Annotated in this window: 16 protein-coding genes, 3 tRNA genes and 4 pseudogenes; 5 read left to right on the forward strand and 18 right to left on the reverse strand. The window is 62.5% G+C overall.

The window, feature by feature from the left end:
* Positions 1-84 precede the first annotated feature (84 nt).
* The 3 genes from ETW23_RS06240 to ETW23_RS06250 all read right to left on the reverse strand — a co-directional run bounded on the left by ETW23_RS06240 (position 85) and on the right by ETW23_RS06250 (position 1,687).
* Positions 85-402 carry a phosphoribosyl-ATP diphosphatase gene (locus ETW23_RS06240; RefSeq protein WP_129371510.1) on the reverse strand — a complete coding sequence of 106 codons (318 nt, stop codon included), beginning with the start codon at positions 400-402 and terminating at the stop codon, positions 85-87.
* Between the two features lie 11 nt (positions 403-413).
* Positions 414-1,175 (reverse strand): imidazole glycerol phosphate synthase subunit HisF, encoded by a 762-nt coding sequence (gene hisF / locus ETW23_RS06245; protein ID WP_134829481.1) that lies wholly within the window; start codon positions 1,173-1,175, stop codon positions 414-416.
* 104 nt (positions 1,176-1,279) lie between these two features.
* Positions 1,280-1,687: a hypothetical protein gene (locus tag ETW23_RS06250; protein ID WP_134829482.1), complete on the reverse strand. Its 408-nt coding sequence runs from the start codon at positions 1,685-1,687 to the stop codon at positions 1,280-1,282.
* Positions 1,688-1,939: 252 nt separating this feature from the next.
* On the opposite strand from ETW23_RS06250, the gene ETW23_RS06255 reads away from it, so the two are divergent.
* Positions 1,940-2,386 (forward strand): DUF302 domain-containing protein, encoded by a 447-nt coding sequence (locus ETW23_RS06255; RefSeq protein WP_134829483.1) that lies wholly within the window; start codon positions 1,940-1,942, stop codon positions 2,384-2,386.
* Between the two features lie 30 nt (positions 2,387-2,416).
* Here the strand turns inward: ETW23_RS06255 and ETW23_RS06260 are convergent, their stop codons facing one another.
* Positions 2,417-2,707, reverse strand: coding sequence for a hypothetical protein (locus tag ETW23_RS06260; RefSeq protein ID WP_134829484.1), 291 nt, complete (start codon positions 2,705-2,707; stop codon positions 2,417-2,419).
* A 25-nt stretch (positions 2,708-2,732) separates the two neighbouring features.
* Entirely contained in the window at positions 2,733-3,455 is a 723-nt protein-coding gene (gene hisA, locus ETW23_RS06265) for a 1-(5-phosphoribosyl)-5-[(5-phosphoribosylamino)methylideneamino]imidazole-4-carboxamide isomerase (protein WP_129371506.1), read from the reverse strand.
* Positions 3,456-3,590: 135 nt separating this feature from the next.
* Here hisA and ETW23_RS06270 point away from each other — a divergent pair, with 135 nt between their 5' ends.
* Complete coding sequence (locus ETW23_RS06270) at positions 3,591-3,977, forward strand: DUF2147 domain-containing protein (protein WP_129371505.1); 387 nt, start codon at positions 3,591-3,593, stop codon at positions 3,975-3,977.
* A gap of 18 nt (positions 3,978-3,995) precedes the next feature.
* Here ETW23_RS06270 and ETW23_RS06275 read toward each other — a convergent pair whose 3' ends face one another.
* Positions 3,996-4,247 carry a WGR domain-containing protein gene (locus ETW23_RS06275; protein WP_129371504.1) on the reverse strand — a complete coding sequence of 84 codons (252 nt, stop codon included), beginning with the start codon at positions 4,245-4,247 and terminating at the stop codon, positions 3,996-3,998.
* Between the two features lie 99 nt (positions 4,248-4,346).
* Positions 4,347-4,852, reverse strand: a pseudogene (locus ETW23_RS06280) (peroxiredoxin-like family protein).
* A gap of 132 nt (positions 4,853-4,984) precedes the next feature.
* Here ETW23_RS06280 and ETW23_RS06285 point away from each other — a divergent pair.
* Positions 4,985-5,715, forward strand: a pseudogene (locus ETW23_RS06285) (AraC family transcriptional regulator).
* A 65-nt stretch (positions 5,716-5,780) separates the two neighbouring features.
* Here the strand turns inward: ETW23_RS06285 and hisH are convergent.
* Entirely contained in the window at positions 5,781-6,419 is a 639-nt protein-coding gene (gene hisH / locus ETW23_RS06290) for an imidazole glycerol phosphate synthase subunit HisH (RefSeq protein WP_134829485.1), read from the reverse strand.
* A gap of 1 nt (position 6,420) precedes the next feature.
* Positions 6,421-7,184: pseudogene (gene hisB / locus ETW23_RS06295) on the reverse strand (imidazoleglycerol-phosphate dehydratase HisB).
* On the opposite strand from hisB, the gene ETW23_RS06300 reads away from it, so the two are divergent.
* Positions 7,183-7,422, forward strand: coding sequence for an Lrp/AsnC family transcriptional regulator (locus ETW23_RS06300; protein ID WP_129371499.1), 240 nt, complete (start codon positions 7,183-7,185; stop codon positions 7,420-7,422). The pseudogene hisB and the gene ETW23_RS06300 overlap by 2 nt on opposite strands.
* 40 nt (positions 7,423-7,462) lie before the next feature.
* On the opposite strand, the pseudogene ETW23_RS06305 reads toward ETW23_RS06300, so the two are convergent.
* The 7 genes and pseudogenes from ETW23_RS06305 to ETW23_RS06335 all read right to left on the reverse strand — a co-directional run bounded on the left by ETW23_RS06305 (position 7,463) and on the right by ETW23_RS06335 (position 11,954).
* Positions 7,463-8,814: pseudogene (locus ETW23_RS06305) on the reverse strand (aminotransferase).
* Positions 8,815-8,977: 163 nt separating this feature from the next.
* A tRNA-Gly gene (locus ETW23_RS06310) sits at positions 8,978-9,052 on the reverse strand.
* 144 nt (positions 9,053-9,196) lie between these two features.
* Positions 9,197-9,271 (reverse strand) — tRNA-Gly (locus ETW23_RS06315).
* A 90-nt stretch (positions 9,272-9,361) separates the two neighbouring features.
* The gene (locus ETW23_RS06320) at positions 9,362-9,775 is read right to left on the reverse strand and encodes a very short patch repair endonuclease (RefSeq protein WP_134829486.1); all 414 of its coding nucleotides are present in this window, start codon (positions 9,773-9,775) and stop codon (positions 9,362-9,364) included.
* On the reverse strand, positions 9,760-10,662 hold the full coding sequence (locus tag ETW23_RS06325) for a NaeI family type II restriction endonuclease (protein ID WP_129371496.1): 903 nt from the start codon (positions 10,660-10,662) through the stop codon (positions 9,760-9,762). The genes ETW23_RS06320 and ETW23_RS06325 overlap by 16 nt, the downstream gene beginning before the upstream one ends.
* 114 nt (positions 10,663-10,776) lie before the next feature.
* A complete protein-coding gene (locus tag ETW23_RS06330) occupies positions 10,777-11,736 on the reverse strand; it encodes a DNA cytosine methyltransferase (protein WP_134829487.1) in 960 nt (319 codons plus the stop codon).
* Positions 11,737-11,879: 143 nt separating this feature from the next.
* A tRNA-Gly gene (locus tag ETW23_RS06335) sits at positions 11,880-11,954 on the reverse strand.
* A gap of 157 nt (positions 11,955-12,111) precedes the next feature.
* Here ETW23_RS06335 and ETW23_RS06340 point away from each other — a divergent pair.
* The gene (locus tag ETW23_RS06340) at positions 12,112-12,297 is read left to right on the forward strand and encodes a hypothetical protein (RefSeq protein WP_134829488.1); all 186 of its coding nucleotides are present in this window, start codon (positions 12,112-12,114) and stop codon (positions 12,295-12,297) included.
* Between the two features lie 218 nt (positions 12,298-12,515).
* Here the strand turns inward: ETW23_RS06340 and ETW23_RS06345 are convergent, their stop codons facing one another.
* Entirely contained in the window at positions 12,516-15,959 is a 3,444-nt protein-coding gene (locus ETW23_RS06345) for a pyruvate carboxylase (protein WP_134829489.1), read from the reverse strand.
* A 323-nt stretch (positions 15,960-16,282) separates the two neighbouring features.
* Positions 16,283-17,443: an alpha-hydroxy acid oxidase gene (locus ETW23_RS06350; protein WP_134831272.1), complete on the reverse strand. Its 1,161-nt coding sequence runs from the start codon at positions 17,441-17,443 to the stop codon at positions 16,283-16,285.
* Between the last annotated feature and the right edge of the window lie 57 nt (positions 17,444-17,500).

Below are 17,500 nucleotides of genomic sequence, written 5' to 3' on the forward strand. Positions count from 1 at the left end.
TAAGAGTGCGCGTCAAGGGCAAGCCGCGCTGGCGCGCGGAGGCTGCGCCTACCTTGACCCGCCGCCGCAGAAGCGGCCCTGGAATCAGCCTTTGGGGCGTGCGGCCTTCTCGGCAATGCCGCTGAGGCCCTGGCGTTCGGCCAGCACCTGCAGCACATCGTCCAGTGCCACGTCGCGGGCCGCCAGCATCACCAGGAAATGATAGAGCACATCGGCGCCTTCCGAGGCCAGCTTGCCGCTGTCGCCCTTTACCGCTTCGATGATCGCCTCGATGGCTTCTTCGCCGAACTTCTCGGCGCATTTCTCCGGCCCCTTTGCCAGCAGCCTGGCGGTCCAGCTGCTGTCAGGGTCAGATCCCTTGCGGGACAGGATGGTGGCTTCAAGATCGTGCAGCAGGCTCATCACGTGCCCCTTCAGTTCAGCCGCATCGGGATGCCGGCGGCGGCCATGTGGTTCTTGGCTTCCTGGATGCTGTATTCCCCGAAGTGAAAAATCGAGGCCGCCAGCACCGCGCTTGCGCCGCCCTTGGTCACACCTTCCACCAGGTGATCCAGGTTGCCGACGCCGCCCGATGCGATCACCGGCACGTCCACCGCATCGGAAATCGCCCGCGTCAGCGGCAGGTTAAAACCGGATTTGGTGCCATCGCGGTCCATCGAAGTCAGCAGGATTTCCCCGGCGCCCTTTGCCACCACCGTGCGGGCGAATTCCACCGCGTCGATGCCGGTTTCCTTGCGCCCGCCATGGGTGAAGATCTCCCAGCGGCCCGGTTCGACCGTCTTGGCGTCGATGGCGCAGACGATGCACTGGCTGCCGAACTGATCTGCGGCCTCGGCAATCACATCCGGGTTGGCCACGGCAGCCGAGTTGAACGAGACCTTGTCAGCCCCGGCCAGCAGCAGCGCACGCACATCGTCCTTGGTCCGCACCCCGCCGCCCACGGTCAGCGGCACAAAGCACTGCTCGGCGGTGCGGCGCACCACATCGAACATGGTGCCGCGGTTTTCATGGGTGGCGTGAATGTCGAGAAAGCAGATCTCATCCGCGCCGGCCGCATCATAGGCCTTGGCCGTTTCCACCGGGTCGCCCGCATCGCGCAGGCCGACAAAGTTGACACCCTTGACCACGCGCCCGTCGGCGACGTCGAGACAGGGAATGATACGGGTCTTCAGCATGGATCGGGCCTTTCGGACTGCTTGGCCCGTGGGTACGCAATGGACGCTGGAATCGCAACAGATATGGCGGTGGATGCGCGTTTTGGTCCGGGAGGGCGTATGTTTCAGCTGGTGGGTGCGTTCTTAAGGCGTATCCGGTAGGCTGCTTCTGTCGCGGTAAGAATGACGAAGGCAGGCATCAGGGTCGAGATCAGGTAGATGAAGCCAAAGAACATTATGAATGACGCGTATTGTCCCGCCGCATTGTGAATGTAGTAGCAGCGCGCGGCGCTGTGTTTGATCCCTCCTGAACAGCCGCCATATGTAAAGGTGATCCAGGCGCAGCAAAAGACGATCAAAAGCACAACAATCCAAGCGCCGCAGTATCCGGTCCAGCGGTTTGCAAACGGTGGGAACGTGGCATTGCTGGGCGCCCTAAGGACTATGTCGCGCACTGCAAGAATGAAACAGACCAGGAGAGGAAGGGTAGCAACCGTGAAATGTGCGACCAACGTGAAGTTTTCGGCGTCCATGGAATAAGCTTCTTTCAAATTGTTTTTAAGTAATTCCTCGGCACTGCCGTGTCGGCCATTCCGTCGAAGATAATAATCCTTCGGGCACTTTTGAATTAGTGCTTCAAATTTACTGGTGCTGCAATCATACGTTGCGGCTTGTGCGGCCGCAGGCTGGCAGCAAAGAACTGCCGATGCCGAAGACGTGAATTGCCAGCCGGGGTCTGTTGCCTTGTTTTCATCCTATCACAGTACATTTTCGGAGCAGCCGTTATGACAAAACCCCTTATTCTTGCCGGAGCCATCGCCCTTATGTCCGTATTGCCCGCCGCCGCCGAACTGATGAAATTGCCCAGCCAGAAACCCGTGGCTGAGACCATGGATGCGCTGCAGGCTGCGGTTGAGGGCGCAGGCGCCACCGTCTTTGCCCGCGTCGACCATGCTGCAGGTGCGCAGAAGGCAGAGCTGGAGCTGGGGGCCGCGCAGCTGTTGATTTTCGGCAACCCCAAGCTGGGCACCCCGGCAATGCAGGCGGACCCGCGCGCGGGGCTCTATCTGCCGCTCAAGGTGCTGGCCTATGAGGATGCGGAAGGCCAGGTCTGGCTGACCTATGAAGATCCGGCAGAGATGCTCTCTACCCTCGATATCCCTGCGGATGCCGGCTTTATCGCCAAGATGCAGGGCGCCTTGGGCAAGCTGACGGCTGCCGCCGCGCAGTAAGCCAAGGAGCCGTGCCGGCCCTCCCGTGCCTTATTGGCGCGGGCGGGACCGGTGGCGGTCAATCGCAACGGCAATCGCCCAAAGAAGCCCGGCCCCCATTGAGACCGGGCCGAAGATAAGCGGCCCCCAGGCGGCAAGGATACCCATGGAATAGGCAGTCTCGCTCAGGTCCCGGCCCAGCACAACGCAAGGGTTGGCAAAACCTTCGTTGATTTCGCAGCCAAAGCCGAACCCCAGCAGTATTACCAAGGCAATGCACAGCAGCCACACGGCAATGGGCCCCAGGGCCAGAATGGCAAGAATTCGGCGGATCAGGCGCATTTGGCCTCCCGGTTCTGTAGACGCCTCAGGCTTTCAGAACCGCCAGCGCCTCTTTCAGATCAATCGCCCCATCATACAGTGCGCGGCCCGAAATGGCACCGTTCAGCGGCGCACCGCAGGATTTCAGCGCCCTGAGATCGTCCAGCGAGGACACGCCGCCCGAGGCAATCACCGGGATGCTGACCGCATTGGCCAGATCCGCAGTCGCCTCCACATTCGGTCCCTTCATTGCGCCGTCGCGCAGGATGTCGGTGTAGATGATCGCGGCTACGCCCGCGTCCTCAAACGACTTGGCGAGGTCGGTGACCATCACATCGGTTTCTTCGGCCCAGCCTTTGGTTGCAACGCGGCCATTGCGGGCGTCGATGCCGACGGCGACTTTACCGGGGAATTCCCGCGCCGCCTCGCGCACCAGATCCGGGTTTTCTACCGCCACGGTGCCCAGAATGACCCGTGCCAGGCCCTTGTCGATCCAGCGCGCGATGGTTGCCATGTCGCGGATGCCGCCGCCCAGCTGTGCCGGCACTTTGGTCTGCTTCAGGATCTCCTCGACCGGCGCGGCATTCACCGGCTCACCGGCAAAGGCGCCATTGAGGTCCACCAGATGCAGCCACTCGCAGCCCGCCTCGACAAACTCCAGCGCCTGGGCGGCGGGGTTGTCGTTGAACACGGTGGTCTTGTCCATCTCGCCATGCAGCAGGCGCACGGCCTGGCCGTCTTTGAGGTCAATCGCGGGGTAGAGGATCATCCGGGCGGTCCTTCGTGAAATCAAGCTGGCGGTGTTTTGCACAAGGCGGGGCCGAATTGCAACGCGACCCGAAGTCAACCTTGCCTCAGCGGGCGCATCAGGGACAGGCTGCCTGAAAAACAGGGAGGACATGGAATGAAACATCTACTGGCAGGTCTGGCCGTTGCAATAGGGCTTACAGGCGCGGCAGCGGCGGACCCGGTACTGGGCGTCTGGAAGACGCAAGCGGATGACGGCTCTTATGCGCATATCCAGATGGAAAAATGCGGCGCTGCCGTCTGCGGCAAGATTGCCCGCACCTTCAACAGTGAGGGCGAATACAAGTCCCCGAATATCGGCAAGACGCTGGTGATCGGCATGGTGCCGAACGGCGATGGCTCTTACGAGGGCAAGGTCTGGCGGCCCTCCAATGATAAAATCTACATCGGCAAGATGGATGTTACGGGTCGCTCTCTTGCCCTGCGCGGATGTGTGGCGGGCGGGCTGATCTGCTCAAAACAGACCTGGACCCGGATCAAATAAGCCTGAGAGGGCCTGACCCTACAGCAGCCCCAGCTGCACCGGGATCGGCGCATAACCGCGTTTCATCTGCCGGTCCCGGAAGCGTTCAAAAATCGCCAGCGCCTCTGCTTGGGCGGCGAAATACGTCCGCTTCTGAACACCGCCCGGCGCATTCAGCGGTCCCGACACACGCTCAACACACCAGTCGCCGAACAGCGTTGGCGTCAGGCTCAGCTGGCAATAGCGGTGCTTGCCTTCAGTATGGTCGTATTTCTCGAAACGGATGTGCAATGGGGGACCTGAAACGCGAAAAAGGTCCGCCCCGTATGCATGGAAGCGGACCCCTTGTCCATTACCGGACGCAGCCGATTTTAAGGGCTGGCGCCAGTGCTACACCTCACCGGTGTATTCGCCGCGCGCCGGGTAGTTGTTGGGAATGGCAAAATCCAGCGCCGCCACCAGTTCCGCGAAATGGGGGCGCACAAACGGCATGGTCTGCACCGCGCCGTAATACAGCGTCTGCTCAGGCGTCACCAGGAACAGGCCGGGTTCCGAGAACAGCGCGGGTTCTTCGATTCCGATCGATGTCTTGCCGCGCGAGGTCGAGATATAGAGCCCCAGTCCTTGGCCGCCGGGAGAGGCAGGCCGTACCCAAATCGCAGGTCTTTGGCTTCGATCTTGTCGGCCATCGCGCGGGTGCGTTCTTCGCCGTCCGAGCTGATGGCGATGCAATCAACACCGCGCTCGGCAAAGGCTGCGGCCTTCTTGTCGAACTCCTTCAGATAAGTGGCGCAGATCGGGCAATGCAGGCCGCGGTAAAAGCAGATCACAGTGCCGCGTTCGGAGGTCTCCGCAGACAGGTCGAACAGGCCGTGGTCCAGCGTCGGCAGGGTCAGCTCCGGGGTCTTCTGGCGGGGATCAGCATGGCATTGGTCCTTTGTGAGTGGCGGTGCGAGTGGTGGTTGATCAAACGTATCGCGCAGGCTACTGTCTCATAAATCCGAAAAACCTGACTGTAACACCGGAATATGGACCGCCTTACCACCCTGATGGACCGCTTTCAGCTCGCCGTGCTGGCCGCCGGGCCTGGCGAGGCCAATCTGATTGCGCTGGCAGATGCGGCGGGGCAGCCGGTGCGGATCCTCTATCGCCCGCGCGGCCCGCTGGCGGATCCGGACCCCGGTGCGATCATGTGGGCTGCGCGGGTGGATTGGTCGGGCAACAGCAATCCGTTCCTGGCGGCCCTGCCATCGGTGGTGGACTACGGCATCAGCAGCAATGCCGAAGCACAGGGGCTGGTGCGTCTGATGCGGGACGAGGCAGAGGGCCGGCATTGCGGCGCGCAATCGGTGATCAACCGGCTGGGGAGGTGTTGATGGTGCGCCTCCTGCGCAACCAGATCCAGAAAGGCGCCACTGAACCGGGGCTGCTGGCAGGCCTCTCGGACCCGCGCCTCAGCAGGGCCATTGTCGCAATGCACGACCATCCTGGCCGGCTTTGGGCCAACGCCGATCTGGCGCAGGAAGCAGGCCTGTCACTGTCGCGCTTTGCGGAACTGTTTGCGTCGGAGGTGGGGGAAACCCCGATGGGGTACCTGCGCCGCTGGCGGCTGATCCTGGCGCATCAGGACCTCATCCGCGGCGACCGGGTCGAGGCGGTGGCGCGCCGCTACGCCTACAGCAGCCCCGAAGGCTTCACCCGCGCCTTCCGCAAGGCGTACGGCGTTGCGCCGGTCTCCCTGCGCACCGCGGCTGCTTGAACGCCGCAGCTTTCATCTTTCCTAAAGTACTCCCGCCGGAGGCAACGGCGCGCAGCGCCGTCCCCTTACGGTTTCCAGGCCAGGAAGTTGCCGATCATCCGCAACCCTGTCGCCTGGCTTTTCTCTGGGTGGAACTGCATGCCCAGCATCGTGTCCCGGCCAATAACCGCGGTCACGTCGCCTGCATAATCCACATGCGCCAGCCGCTCCGCCGGATCGGCGGCGCGGAAGTGGTAGGAATGCACAAAATACACGTGATCGCCGCTTTCGATGCCGTCAAACACCGGATGGTCCGTCTCGATCACCAGATCGTTCCAGCCCATATGCGGCACCTTCAAAGATGTATCCGCGGGCGTGATTTTCACCACATCGCCGCCGACCCAGCCAAGGCCCGGTGTTTCCTGGTATTCATGCCCGGTGGTGGCCATCAGCTGCATGCCGACACAGATGCCCAGGAACGGGCGGCCCTTCTGCTCCACCGCCTCGACCATGGCGTCATAAATGCCCTTGTGGCCGCGCAGCTCTGCCGCGCAGGCCGGAAAGGCGCCGTCGCCGGGCAGCACCAGCCGGTCCGCCCGCGCCACCACATCGGCGTCGGAGGTCACCACAACTTCGCCCGCGTCCATCTCCCGCGCCATGCGCTGAAAGGCCTTTTCAGCCGAGTGCAGGTTGCCGGATTCGTAATCAATAATCGCGGTCAGCATGTCACAGCGCGCCCTTGGTCGAGGGAATCGCATCCGCCTTGCGCGGATCGGTCTCCACCGCCAGCCGCAGCGCGCGGGCCACGGCTTTGAAGGCCGCCTCGGCGATGTGGTGGCTGTTGAACCCGTGCAGCTGGTCGATGTGCAGGGTGATGCCGCCATGGGTGCTGAGCGCTTGGAAGAATTCGCGTACCAGCTCGGTGTCAAAGGCGCCGATTTTCTGGGTCGGCAGCTCGACGTTCCAGATCAGGAACGGGCGCGCAGACAGGTCCAGCGCGCAGCGCACCTGCGCGTCATCCATCGGCAGGTGGCATTCGCCATAGCGCCGGATGCCCTTTTTATCCCCAGCGCCTGCACCAGCGCCTGACCCAGCGCGATGCCGGTGTCCTCCACTGTGTGGTGGTCGTCGATGTGGTAATCGCCCTTGGCGCGGATGGTCATGTCGATCAGCGAATGACGCGCCAGCTGGTCTAGCATGTGGTCGAAAAAACCGACCCCGGTCCGGTTGTCATAGATCCCGGTGCCGTCGAGATTGATCTCGACCGAGATATCGGTTTCCGCGGTCTGGCGGGTCACTGTGGCGGTACGCATCTGCGGGCTGTCCTTCGTCAAGCTGCAGGGGCGCTTATAGGGCGGGCAGGGGGCGTGGCTCAAGTGCGGCATTGTGCATGGGGGCCAATCTGTTGCAGCAATCCCGGTCTCTTGCGCCGCCTCCGCCGCCGTGCGAGCTTGGGCGCAAATTCCTGACCATCCAAAAGGGGCACCCATGTCCACCTGCGTCTTTGTCCAGATCCGCTGCAAACCCGGCACCACCTACAAGGTGGCCGAGGAAATCGCCCTGCGGGAAATCCACTCCGAACTTTACTCCACCAGCGGCAATTTCGACCTTTTGATGAAGCTCTACATCCCCACCGGCGAGGACGTTGGCAAATACATCAATGACCAGCTGCTGCAGATCGACGGGATTGAACGCTCGCTGACGACGATGACCTACAAGGTGTTCTGAAACAGAAAACGCCCGCAAACCGGGGCGTTTTTTGATTGGCTCAGGCGGCGATCAGCCCGTTGTCCTTGAGCTGTTCATAGGCCGTGCCGATGGCAGTTTTCAACCGCGCCAGCATGTCGTCAACCTCATCCTTGGTGATGATGATAGGCGGGCACAGCGCCACAGCATTGCCTGCCACCGCCCGCAGGATCAGCCCGTTTGCTTCGCAGGCCTTCTGCGCCGCAGCCCCGCGGCGCCTTTGTCAAAGCCCGCACCAGTGGTCTTGTTCGACACCAGCTCCAGCGCCGCAATCAGCCCCTTGCCGCGCACCTCGCCGACCAGCGGATGATCGGTGAAGATTTCGCGCAGCTGCGCCTGCATATAGGCACCCACATCCGCTGCGTGCTGAAACAGGTTGTCGCGCTCATAGATCTCCAGCGTTTTCAGTGCGGCCGCACAGGCCGCCGGGTGGCCGGAATAGGTGTAGCCGTGGCCGAACACGCCCACCTCGTTGGTCTGATCAATCATCGCCTCATACATCCAGCCGGGGATGACCGAAGCCGAAATCGGGAAATAGGCTGAGCTCAGCTGTTTGGCGAACGTCATCAGGTCCGGCTTGATGCCCATCGTAGTACAGCCGAAATCCGCACCGGTGCGCCCGAACCCGCAGATCACCTCATCCGCCCAGACCAGAATGCCGTGTTTGCGCAGCAGCGCCTGCAGCTTCTCGTAATACCCCTCTGGCGGCACGATTACGCCCGACGCGCCGGTGATCGGCTCCACAATCATCGCGGCGATGGTTTCGGGGCCTTCGGCCAGGATCTGTTCTTCAAGGTTATTGATGATCCGGTCAACAAACTGCGCCTCCGTCTCATTGCCCTGGCGCCCGGTGTAGTAATGCGGCGAATCCGAGCGCAGGATCGACAGCGCCTCCAGCGGTGCATCGAAGTGTGCCAAGTTCGCGGGCAGCGAGGTCAGCGACCCCGCCGCCACCGTTACCCCGTGATAGCCGCGCTCGCGGGTGATGATCTTGCGCTTTTCCGGCTTGCCGATGGCGTTGAAGTAATAGCGCAGCATCTTCACGTGGGTATCATTGGCGTCCGAGCCTGAGTTGCCAAAGAAGATATAGGCATCCTCCACCGGCACCATCGCGCGCAGCTTTTCGGCCAGCTGCATGATCGGCGCATGGGTCTTGCCACCGAAAGTGTGCGAAAACGGCAGCTTGTGCAGCTGTTCGGTGATCGCATCCACCACTTCGGTGTTGCTGTAGCCCAGCGAGGTGCACCACAGGCCCGCCAGCCCTTCGATGTATTTGTTGCCGTCCGTGTCGTAGACATAAATACCTTCGCCGCGCTCCAGGCACAGCTGCTCGGTCGCGGTGAAATTGGTGGTGGGATAGATGACAGGGGCCATGGCCAAACTCCTTGCGCGAAACACCCATGAACGTCCCATGGGGCCTATTGCCGATAGAATTGTCGCGTTTCACGAGTCGCGTCAAAGGAATTTGATCAAATTAAAGCGGCAAATGGCAGAAAAGCGAAAGGCCGCCCCGAGGGACGGCCTGTTCGGTTCCAAATGGAGCGGGCGAGGCGATTCGAACGCCCGACCCTAACCTTGGCAAGGTTATGCTCTACCCCTGAGCTACGCCCGCGCTGCCATTCGGTGAGGCGGTGAATAGGAAATCCGCGAGGTTGCTGCAAGCGGAAAATGACGGAACGGTAAAGAAAGTGCTGCAGGCCGAGGGGCTGCAAAACGCGAAAGACCGCCCCGAAGGGCGGCCTTTTCGGCTGTCGAATGGAGCGGGCGAGGCGATTCGAACGCCCGACCCTAACCTTGGCAAGGTTATGCTCTACCCCTGAGCTACGCCCGCGCTGCCATTCGATGAGCCGGTGTTTAGGGCGTTCCCAAACAGGCCGCAAGAGGAAATTTGAAGGTTTGCGCAGGTATCTGTGGATAAGCGTTATTCTTCATTTTCCAGAAATGACCTGAGCCGGATTCGCAAGGCATCCCGATCCTTGGTTTCGCATTCCCAGACGGTCAGCACCTGCCAGCCCGCGGCCTGCAGGGCGGCCAGCTGCTCCTCGTCGCGCTGGGTGTTGCGCAGCAATTTGGGTTCCCAATAGTCGCGGCGCGATGCTGGAATGCGCCCGTCGCGGCACTCATGCAGATGCCAGAAACAGCCATGCACAAAGATCACTTTGCGACGCGGGCCGAACACCAGATCAGGCTTGCCGGGCAGGTCTTTGCGGTGCAGCCGGTAGCGAAAGCCAAGCCCGTGCACCATCCGCCGCACCAGCATCTCCGGCTTGGTGTGCTTGCCGCGGATCTTTGCCATATTGGCACTGCGCCGCTCGGGTGTCAGGCTGTCGGCCATTCCACGTGATGCCTGGATTGTTCCACCATGCGGGCATGGTAGCTGCTTTCAATCCGGCAGGAAACAAAAGCACTGGCCGGGCAGGGCGGCAGCTCCAGCGCCTTGATCAGCTGGGCGTCCTTCTGACCCTCCAGCAGCACGATCTGCTCGCGGGCCAGAACATCGCGGGTGCCATGGCCGCCATCGGCCCGGATCCGGCGCATGAAGTCCTTCTGCTGCGCCACCGCCTCCACCACGTCGCGCGGAATCGGGCGCCCTCGGATCAGCCGGAACAGCTGCGCCATCCGTTCATTGCCCGTGGCGCCCGCAAAGATCTGCTCCACCGCCGCCTCGTCCGCGATACGCCAGAAATTGGCGGGGTAAGGCTGATCCTTCAGCAGCCACAGGATATGGCGGAACCCTTCCGCCGAAATGCTGCGCTTGGCGTCCTTGTTCTGACCAGCTGTCAGGTATTCACGCCGGGCAATGACCAGCCCCAGATAGCAGCGCGCCCGCACCTCATCCGCCGCCACCAGCAGGCAGGCGCAATCCAGCGCCTCGGTCGGGATCATCCAATTGCTGCCCATCGTGTGCTTGATGTCCACGTCCCGGCCCAGGATCTCGGTATCCAGCCGCCCCTTGCGCAAGCGCAGCAGCGCCCGCAGCTCAATCTCGACCCTGGTGCCGATATAGGTCTTTTCGGTCTTCTCAAGTTCTTCATAGGCGCGCCGCCCGGTCTTGGGCGTCATGATCACATCGTCAATGCACTGGCGCAGCATCTGCGGCACGTCGTGTTCCAGCGCCAAGGCACCGCCTGCACGCGTCGTGATCTCCTCCGCCAGTTCGCAAAGGACTGTGAAATCCGGGTGGCCGGGACGGACAAGACTGTCGGGAAGTTTCTGTTTCATACAGCGTTCCGCCCGGACAATAGGCCGGGCAGCGCCCGACCCTGCCCACGGGAAGACGCTTCGCTCCCGCCCAAGGCCGGGCGCTGCCCTTGGCTCTGGACTGACGGGGAGGCTTTAGGCCCGCACAGCATGCAGCTTCGGCTTGGCAATTGCCGCCCTCAGCTCGCGTGCAACAGCTTCGGCCACCGGCGGTGGAAAGGCGTTGCCGACCTGGCGGTAGGCATTGGTTTTCGCGCCGGTGAAATGCCACGCATCCGGGAAGCCCTGAATACGCGCCACCATCCGCACCGTGAGGCGCGGCATGTCGTTGTGGAACGGGTCCGGCGCCTCATAGGCGATGGTGCGCCCCTCAACCCCCAAGGCCGCCCAGGCCCGCCGCGCCCGGGTCGGACCCAAATCAGGCCCGCCGTGTTTCTTGGAGCCGCCGACGATGGTGGGGGCAATTTCATCCGCCTTGGCGGCCCAATCCTCGGCGCCGCGCCAGCCGCGTTCCTTCATCAGGTCGATGAGGGTGGCACCAACGGTCGGCGGGTTGTACGGCAGCGGCTCGGGCCAGTTGAATTGGCCTGCGAATTCGCGGCGCAGGGCGACAATCGCCACCCGCGGCCGCAGCTGGGGCACGCCGTAATCCGATGCATTCAGCAGCCGCCAATCGGTCTCATACCCCAGTTTCGACAGCTGTTTCTTCAGCTTTTCGCGGTAATCATGAAACACCGCATCCAGAAAGCCGCGTACATTCTCGATCATCACGGCCTTGGGCCGGGTCGAGTCGACGATCTCGATCGCATCGTCAAACAGGTTGCGTTCGTCTTTTTCACCCAACTGCTTGCCGGCAACGGAAAACGGCGGGCAGGGCAGGCCGCCGGCCAGCAGATCGATGCCTTTATAGTCACCCGCCACGTCTTTGAATTTGCGCACGTCTTCTTCCAGCACATTCCAGGCGGGGCGGTTGTGGCGCAGGGTGGCGCAGCAATGCTTGTCGATCTCAACCAGCGCCGTGTGGTCAAAGCCCGCCGCCTCCAGCCCCAAGGCCTGGCCGCCCGCGCCTGCGCATAGTTCTACCGATGTCAGCATTCTGCTCTGCCCGTGTGTTCGTGTTCTTGCTCTGTTCCTATGCGCAAAGGTGATTCCGCACAAGGATTTCTGCTCGGGGCAGGGTACGCGCAAATCGCCAAAAGCGAAAGGCCGCCCCGAGGGACGGCCTGTTCGGTTCCAGATGGAGCGGGCGAGGCGATTCGAACGCCCGACCCTAACCTTGGCAAGGTTATGCTCTACCCCTGAGCTACGCCCGCGCTGCCATCCGGTGAGCGGTGATTTAGGGCGTCGCCGTCCGCGCTGCAAGAGGAAAACCGGCGGCAGATGAAAAAAATCTGCACCCGCCGCGACGGAAGCGGCCAGACTGTGCGTTTCACTCACAAACAAGCGGAACTTTTCAGGAGGGATTGGATCATGCTTTGGAAGGACTGCCTGCGGATCACTGGCCTGGGTGCGGCAATTGCCTTGGGTTTGCTTGCGCACGGCGTGCAGCGCCACAGCACACCGCAAGCGGACAGCTGGGCCGGCCAGATTGATGGGATAAAGCCAGTGCAGTTTGAAACCGTAACCTTGCCGGACCCTGAAGCATTCAACGCCTGACATTGAGGTAAACCGTTTCCCGGCGCGGTAAACGGCCAAAAATCCTGCGAGGATTTTCGGGTGATCCCAGTTGCGGACCGCCCCGGTTTTCCGGGCGGAAAAACTGGCCGGAAAACCGGCCTGACTTCCCGCGCAATTCCGCATTGGCCGCGCAATAGAAAAAGGGCGCCCCTCCAACCGGCAAGGCGCCCCTTCTTTCTTTGTGACAGCTGAGAAGTTTACTCCAGCTCGACCAAAAGGTCCTTGGCGTCGATCTGGGTGCCGGCCTGGACGTGCACGGCCTTGACCACCGCGTCGCGTTCGGCGTGGATGCCGGTTTCCATCTTCATCGCTTCGATGGTCAGCAGCATGTCGCCCTCGTGGACCTGCTGGCCGACCTGCACCGCGACCGAGGCGACAACCCCCGGCATTGGCGCACCGACATGGTTTGCATTGCCAACTTCGGCCTTGGCGCGCTGTTCGGTCGAGGCCTTGACCAGACGGTTCGGCACCCGGATCACGCGGGGCTGGCCGTTCAGTTCAAAGAAGACCTTCACTTCGCCCTTCACGTCGGTCTCGGAAATCGCCTGCAAGCGGATCTCCAGGGTCTTGCCCGGATCGATCTCGGCGGTGATCTCCTCGCCTGGCTCCATGCCGTAGAAGAACGTGCGGGTCGGCAGGCTGCGCACCGGGCCGTACTGGCGGTGGCGGCCCATGTAGTCCAGGAACACCTTCGGGTACATCAGGTAGCCGTTCAGGTCCTCGTCATCGACGGTGAAGCCTTCCAGCTCTTTCGACAGCTCGGCGCGGACCGCTTCTAGGTCCACCGCGTCCAGATGCGCGCCGGGGCGTTCGACATTGGGCGCTTCGCCTTTCAGCACCTTGGAGACGATGCCCGCAGGGAAGCCGCCCGGAGGCTGGCCCAGGTTGCCGCGCATCATGTCGACAACCGAGTCGGGGAAGGCCACATCGCTTTCCGGGTTCTCGACCTCATCGCGGGTCAGGCCCTGGCTGACCATCATCAGCGCCATGTCGCCAACCACCTTGGACGACGGTGTCACCTTGACGATATCGCCGAACATCTGGTTCACGTCAGCATAGGTCTGCGCCACATCAGACCACTTCTCTTCCAGACCCAGACTGCGCGCCTGCGCTTTCAGGTTGGTGAACTGGCCGCCCGGCATCTCGTGCAGGTACACTTCCGAGGCCGGCGCTGCGAGGCCCGATTCAAAGGCCGCATACTGCGCCCGCACCTGCTCCCAGTAACCGGAGATTTCGCGCACTGCTGCGATGTCGATGCCGGTATCGCGGTCGGTGTTGCGCAGGCCTTCGACGATGGAACCCAGGCAGGGCTGCGAGGTGCCGCCGGAAAACGCGTCCATCGCCGCGTCTACAGCGTCTACACCGGCATCCGCAGCGGCCAGAATGGTCGCCCCGGCAATACCCGAAGTGTCATGAGTGTGGAAATGGACCGGCAGGCCGACCTCTTCCTTCAGCGCCTTGACCAGCTGGCGGGCCGCGGCGGGTTTCAGCAGGCCCGCCATGTCTTTCAGGCCCAGAACATGGGCGCCTGCGGCCTCCAGCTCCTTGGCCATGCCGACATAATACTTCAGGTCGTATTTGGCGCGGTTCGGGTCCAGGATGTCGCCGGTATAGCAGATGGTGCCTTCGCAGACCTTGCCGCTCTCGACCACGGCGTCCATCGCGACGCGCATGTTTTCAACCCAGTTCAAGCTATCGAAGACGCGGAACACATCGACGCCGGTCTTTGCGGCCTGGCGCACGAATTCCTGCACCACATTGTCCGGATAGTTGGTGTAGCCGACGCCGTTGGAGGCGCGCAGCAGCATCTGGGTCATCACGTTCGGCATCCGCTCGCGCAGATCGCGCAGGCGCTGCCAGGGGCATTCCTGCAGGAAGCGGTAGGCCACATCAAACGTCGCGCCGCCCCAGCATTCCACCGAGAACAGCTGGCTGAGGTTCTGCGCATAGGCCGGCGCCACCTTGATCATATCGATCGAGCGCATCCGGGTCGCCAGCAGCGACTGATGCCCGTCGCGCATGGTGGTGTCGGTGAGCAGCAGCTGGCGCTGCGCCTTCATCCAGTCAGCAACGGCTTGCGCGCCCTTTTGCTCCAGCAGGTTGCGGGTGCCATAGGGCTGGTTGCCCGGCTCCGCATGCGGTGCGCGCGGCTCCTTCAGGTCGGCGGCGGGCGCCGCGCGGCCTTCGGTCTCCGGGTGGCCGTTCACCGAAATGTCGGCAATATAGGTCAGCACCTTGGTGCCGCGGTCGCGGCGGCGCTTGAACTGGAACAGCTCCGGCGTCTCGTCGATGAACTTGGTGGTATAGGTGTTGTCGAGGAAGGTCGGGTGCTTCAGCAGGTTCTCGACAAAGGCAATGTTGGTCGACACTCCGCGCACCCGGAACTCGCGCAGCGCGCGGTCCATGCGGGCAATCGCTTTTTCCGGGGTCTGCGCCGAGGCGGTGACCTTGGTCAAGAGCGAGTCATAATAGCGGGTGATCACGCCGCCCGCATAGGCGGTGCCGCCATCCAGGCGGATGCCCATGCCGGTCGCGGACCGGTAGGCGGTGATGCGGCCATAATCGGGGATGAAGTTGTTCAGCGGATCCTCGGTGGTCACCCGGGTCTGCAGCGCGTGGCCGTTGAGGCGGATATCATCCTGGCTGGCTTTGCCGGTGGCCTCGGCCAGGGTTTTGCCTTCGGCGATCAGGATCTGCGCCTGCACGATGTCGATGCCGGTGACCTCTTCGGTGACGGTGTGTTCCACCTGCACCCGCGGGTTCACCTCGATGAAGTAGAACTTGCCGTCATTCATATCCATCAGGAATTCGACGGTGCCGGCACATTCATAATTCACATGCTGGCAGATCTTGCGGCCCAGGTCGCAGATCTCGGTGCGCTGCTCATCGGTCAGATAGGGGGCAGGCGCGCGTTCGACAACTTTCTGGTTGCGGCGCTGCACCGAGCAGTCGCGCTCAAACAGGTGGTAGATCTCACCATGCTTGTCGCCCAGGATCTGCACCTCGACGTGGCGGGCGCGGATGATCATCTTCTCCAGATAACCCTCGCCATTGCCAAAGGCGGCCTCCGCCTCGCGGCGGCCTTCCAGCACTTTCTCTTCCAGCTCATCCTCGCTGTGGATCGGCCGCATGCCGCGGCCGCCGCCGCCCCAGGACGCTTTCAGCATCAAGGGGTATCCGACTTCAGCCGCTTCCTTGCGGATCGCGTCCATGTCATTGCCCAGCACCTCGGTGGCAGGAATGACCGGCACGCCGGCTTCAATCGCAACCCGGCGCGCACTGGCCTTGTCACCCAGCGCGCGCATGGTTTCAGCCTTGGGGCCAATGAATGTGATGCCGTTGCGCGCACAGGCATCGACAAAGTCCGGGTTTTCCGACAGCAGGCCGTATCCGGGGTGGATCGCATCGGCGCCGCATTCCTTGGCAACACGGATGATTTCGTCAATCGACAGATAGGCGGCCACTGGGCCCATGCCTTCGCCGATCCGGTAGGCCTCGTCCGCCTTGAACCGGTGCAGGCCGAGCTTGTCTTCCTCGGCATAGACGGCGACGGTGCGTTTGCCCATTTCGTTGGCGGCGCGCATCACGCGGATGGCGATCTCACCACGGTTGGCAATCAGGATCTTTTTGAAGTCGGTCATTTCACCCTCGGGGTCCGTGCAAGTTGGTGCAGTGTTAGGCGGATACTAACGAACCGCACAACCGTAGTTCTGGGTATTTCCGGCATGATTGCGCTCTCAAGCGGCCTCTTTTGTCATTCCTCATCTGCTGTTTGCCTGCTGCCCGGTCTAATCGGGGGATTGGGGGCATGGCGCTAACAGGTGCAGATTCTGCTGAAATTCTGCACTTGCAGCATGATTTTGTAACTATTTTTCTGCGTCGCAGCGGGCAAATGATGCAACTGCTGCGTCATTTTGGCGCAATTCCTCGGATTTTGTCCGAATTGCGCCAAATCTGCGTGCAATCAGTCCAGTTCACGCTGCTGCAGGTTGCGGATTTCACCAAGGCCGGGCAGGCCAAGCTGGCTCATATTCGCCTGCATATCTTTGGCAAGCATATCAATCAGGTGGTCCGGTCCTACAGTGCCAAGTGCCGCCAGCGCATAGTGGAAGGCGCGGCCCAGCATGACAAAATCCGCCCCCAGCGCCAGCGCCCGCAGGATATCCAGCCCGCCTTCGATACCGCTGTCAAAGATCAGCGGCAGATCCACCGCGGCGCGGATGTCCGGCAGCAGATCGATGGCGGCGGGGCAGCCGTCGAACTGACGGCCGCCGTGGTTGGATATCCAGACCGCATCGGCGCCGGCCTCCTGCAGCTGCACGGCATCTTCGGCGCGCAGCACCCCTTTGATGATAAAGGGGCCGTCCCAGTTGCGCCGCAGCCAATGCACATAGTCCCAGTCCGGCGAGGTGCGCAGCAGATATCCGATATGGGCGGCTGGCGGCAAATTCACCTGCTCGCCTGAGATGTATTTGTCCAGCGTCCGCATCCGCGGCATGCCCCGCCCTTCAAGACGCCGGCGCGCCATTCCCAGCGCCCAGGCCGGGCGCTGCGCGATCTGCGCCAGCAGCCGCGGGGTCAGCCGCGGCGGCTGGGTCAGGCCGGATCGGGTCTGCCGTTCGCGGCGCGACGCTGCTGGCACATCCACCGTCAGCACCAGCGTCTTGAAACCGGCATCCCGCGCCCGCGCCAGCAGGTCGCTGCGGATGGCCTCGTCCTTGGGCGGGTAGAGCTGAAACCAGGCATCATCGCCCAGATGCGGCGCCAGATCCTCGGGCGATTGGCTGGCAACCGTTGACAGGCAATAAGGAATGCCGGCCGCAGCGGCGCTGCGGGCCAGGGTAGCTTCGGCATCGGGCCAGATCAGGCCGGACATGCCCACGGGCGCAATGCCAAAGGGCAGGGCAGGGCGGCGGCCAAGAAACGGCACCGCAAGGTCCGGCTCCATCGGGCCATGCAGCACCGAGGGCAGAAACCCTATGCGGTCCAAGCCCGTCCGGTTCCGGGCCCGCGCCGCCTCAGCCCCGGTGCCGCTGTCCAGATAGTCCCAGACAAAGCGGGGCAGCCGCCGCTTGGCGCGGCGCTTCAGGTCTTCAAGGCCGGGGTATCGCTGATGCAGATCCATGCGGGCATTGGTACGCGGCGGTGCGGATTCCGCAAGAAAAAGCGCCGCCGCCCGATG

It is taken from the genome of Leisingera sp. NJS201 (assembly GCF_004535885.1).
Classification (GTDB): Bacteria; Pseudomonadota; Alphaproteobacteria; order Rhodobacterales; family Rhodobacteraceae; genus Leisingera.

Excerpts from the sequence above, each read along its gene's own strand:
- hisH (WP_134829485.1), bottom strand. The coding sequence starts at position 6,419 with ATGCTGACCGCGATTATTGATTACGAATCCGGCAACCTGCACTCGGCT.
- ETW23_RS06250 (WP_134829482.1), bottom strand. The coding sequence starts at position 1,687 with ATGGACGCCGAAAACTTCACGTTGGTCGCACATTTCACGGTTGCTACC.
- hisF (WP_134829481.1), bottom strand. The coding sequence starts at position 1,175 with ATGCTGAAGACCCGTATCATTCCCTGTCTCGACGTCGCCGACGGGCGC.
- ETW23_RS06330 (WP_134829487.1), bottom strand. The coding sequence starts at position 11,736 with ATGCTGACATCGGTAGAACTATGCGCAGGCGCGGGCGGCCAGGCCTTG.
- ETW23_RS06240 (WP_129371510.1), bottom strand. The coding sequence starts at position 402 with ATGAGCCTGCTGCACGATCTTGAAGCCACCATCCTGTCCCGCAAGGGA.
- ETW23_RS06325 (WP_129371496.1), bottom strand. The coding sequence starts at position 10,662 with ATGAAACAGAAACTTCCCGACAGTCTTGTCCGTCCCGGCCACCCGGAT.
- ETW23_RS06350 (WP_134831272.1), bottom strand. The coding sequence starts at position 17,443 with ATGGATCTGCATCAGCGATACCCCGGCCTTGAAGACCTGAAGCGCCGC.
- ETW23_RS06300 (WP_129371499.1), top strand. The coding sequence starts at position 7,183 with ATGTCCACCTGCGTCTTTGTCCAGATCCGCTGCAAACCCGGCACCACC.
- ETW23_RS06345 (WP_134829489.1), bottom strand. The coding sequence starts at position 15,959 with ATGACCGACTTCAAAAAGATCCTGATTGCCAACCGTGGTGAGATCGCC.
- ETW23_RS06340 (WP_134829488.1), top strand. The coding sequence starts at position 12,112 with ATGCTTTGGAAGGACTGCCTGCGGATCACTGGCCTGGGTGCGGCAATT.
- ETW23_RS06260 (WP_134829484.1), bottom strand. The coding sequence starts at position 2,707 with ATGCGCCTGATCCGCCGAATTCTTGCCATTCTGGCCCTGGGGCCCATT.
- hisA (WP_129371506.1), bottom strand. The coding sequence starts at position 3,455 with ATGATCCTCTACCCCGCGATTGACCTCAAAGACGGCCAGGCCGTGCGC.
- ETW23_RS06255 (WP_134829483.1), top strand. The coding sequence starts at position 1,940 with ATGACAAAACCCCTTATTCTTGCCGGAGCCATCGCCCTTATGTCCGTA.
- ETW23_RS06320 (WP_134829486.1), bottom strand. The coding sequence starts at position 9,775 with ATGGCCGACAGCCTGACACCCGAGCGGCGCAGTGCCAATATGGCAAAG.
- ETW23_RS06270 (WP_129371505.1), top strand. The coding sequence starts at position 3,591 with ATGAAACATCTACTGGCAGGTCTGGCCGTTGCAATAGGGCTTACAGGC.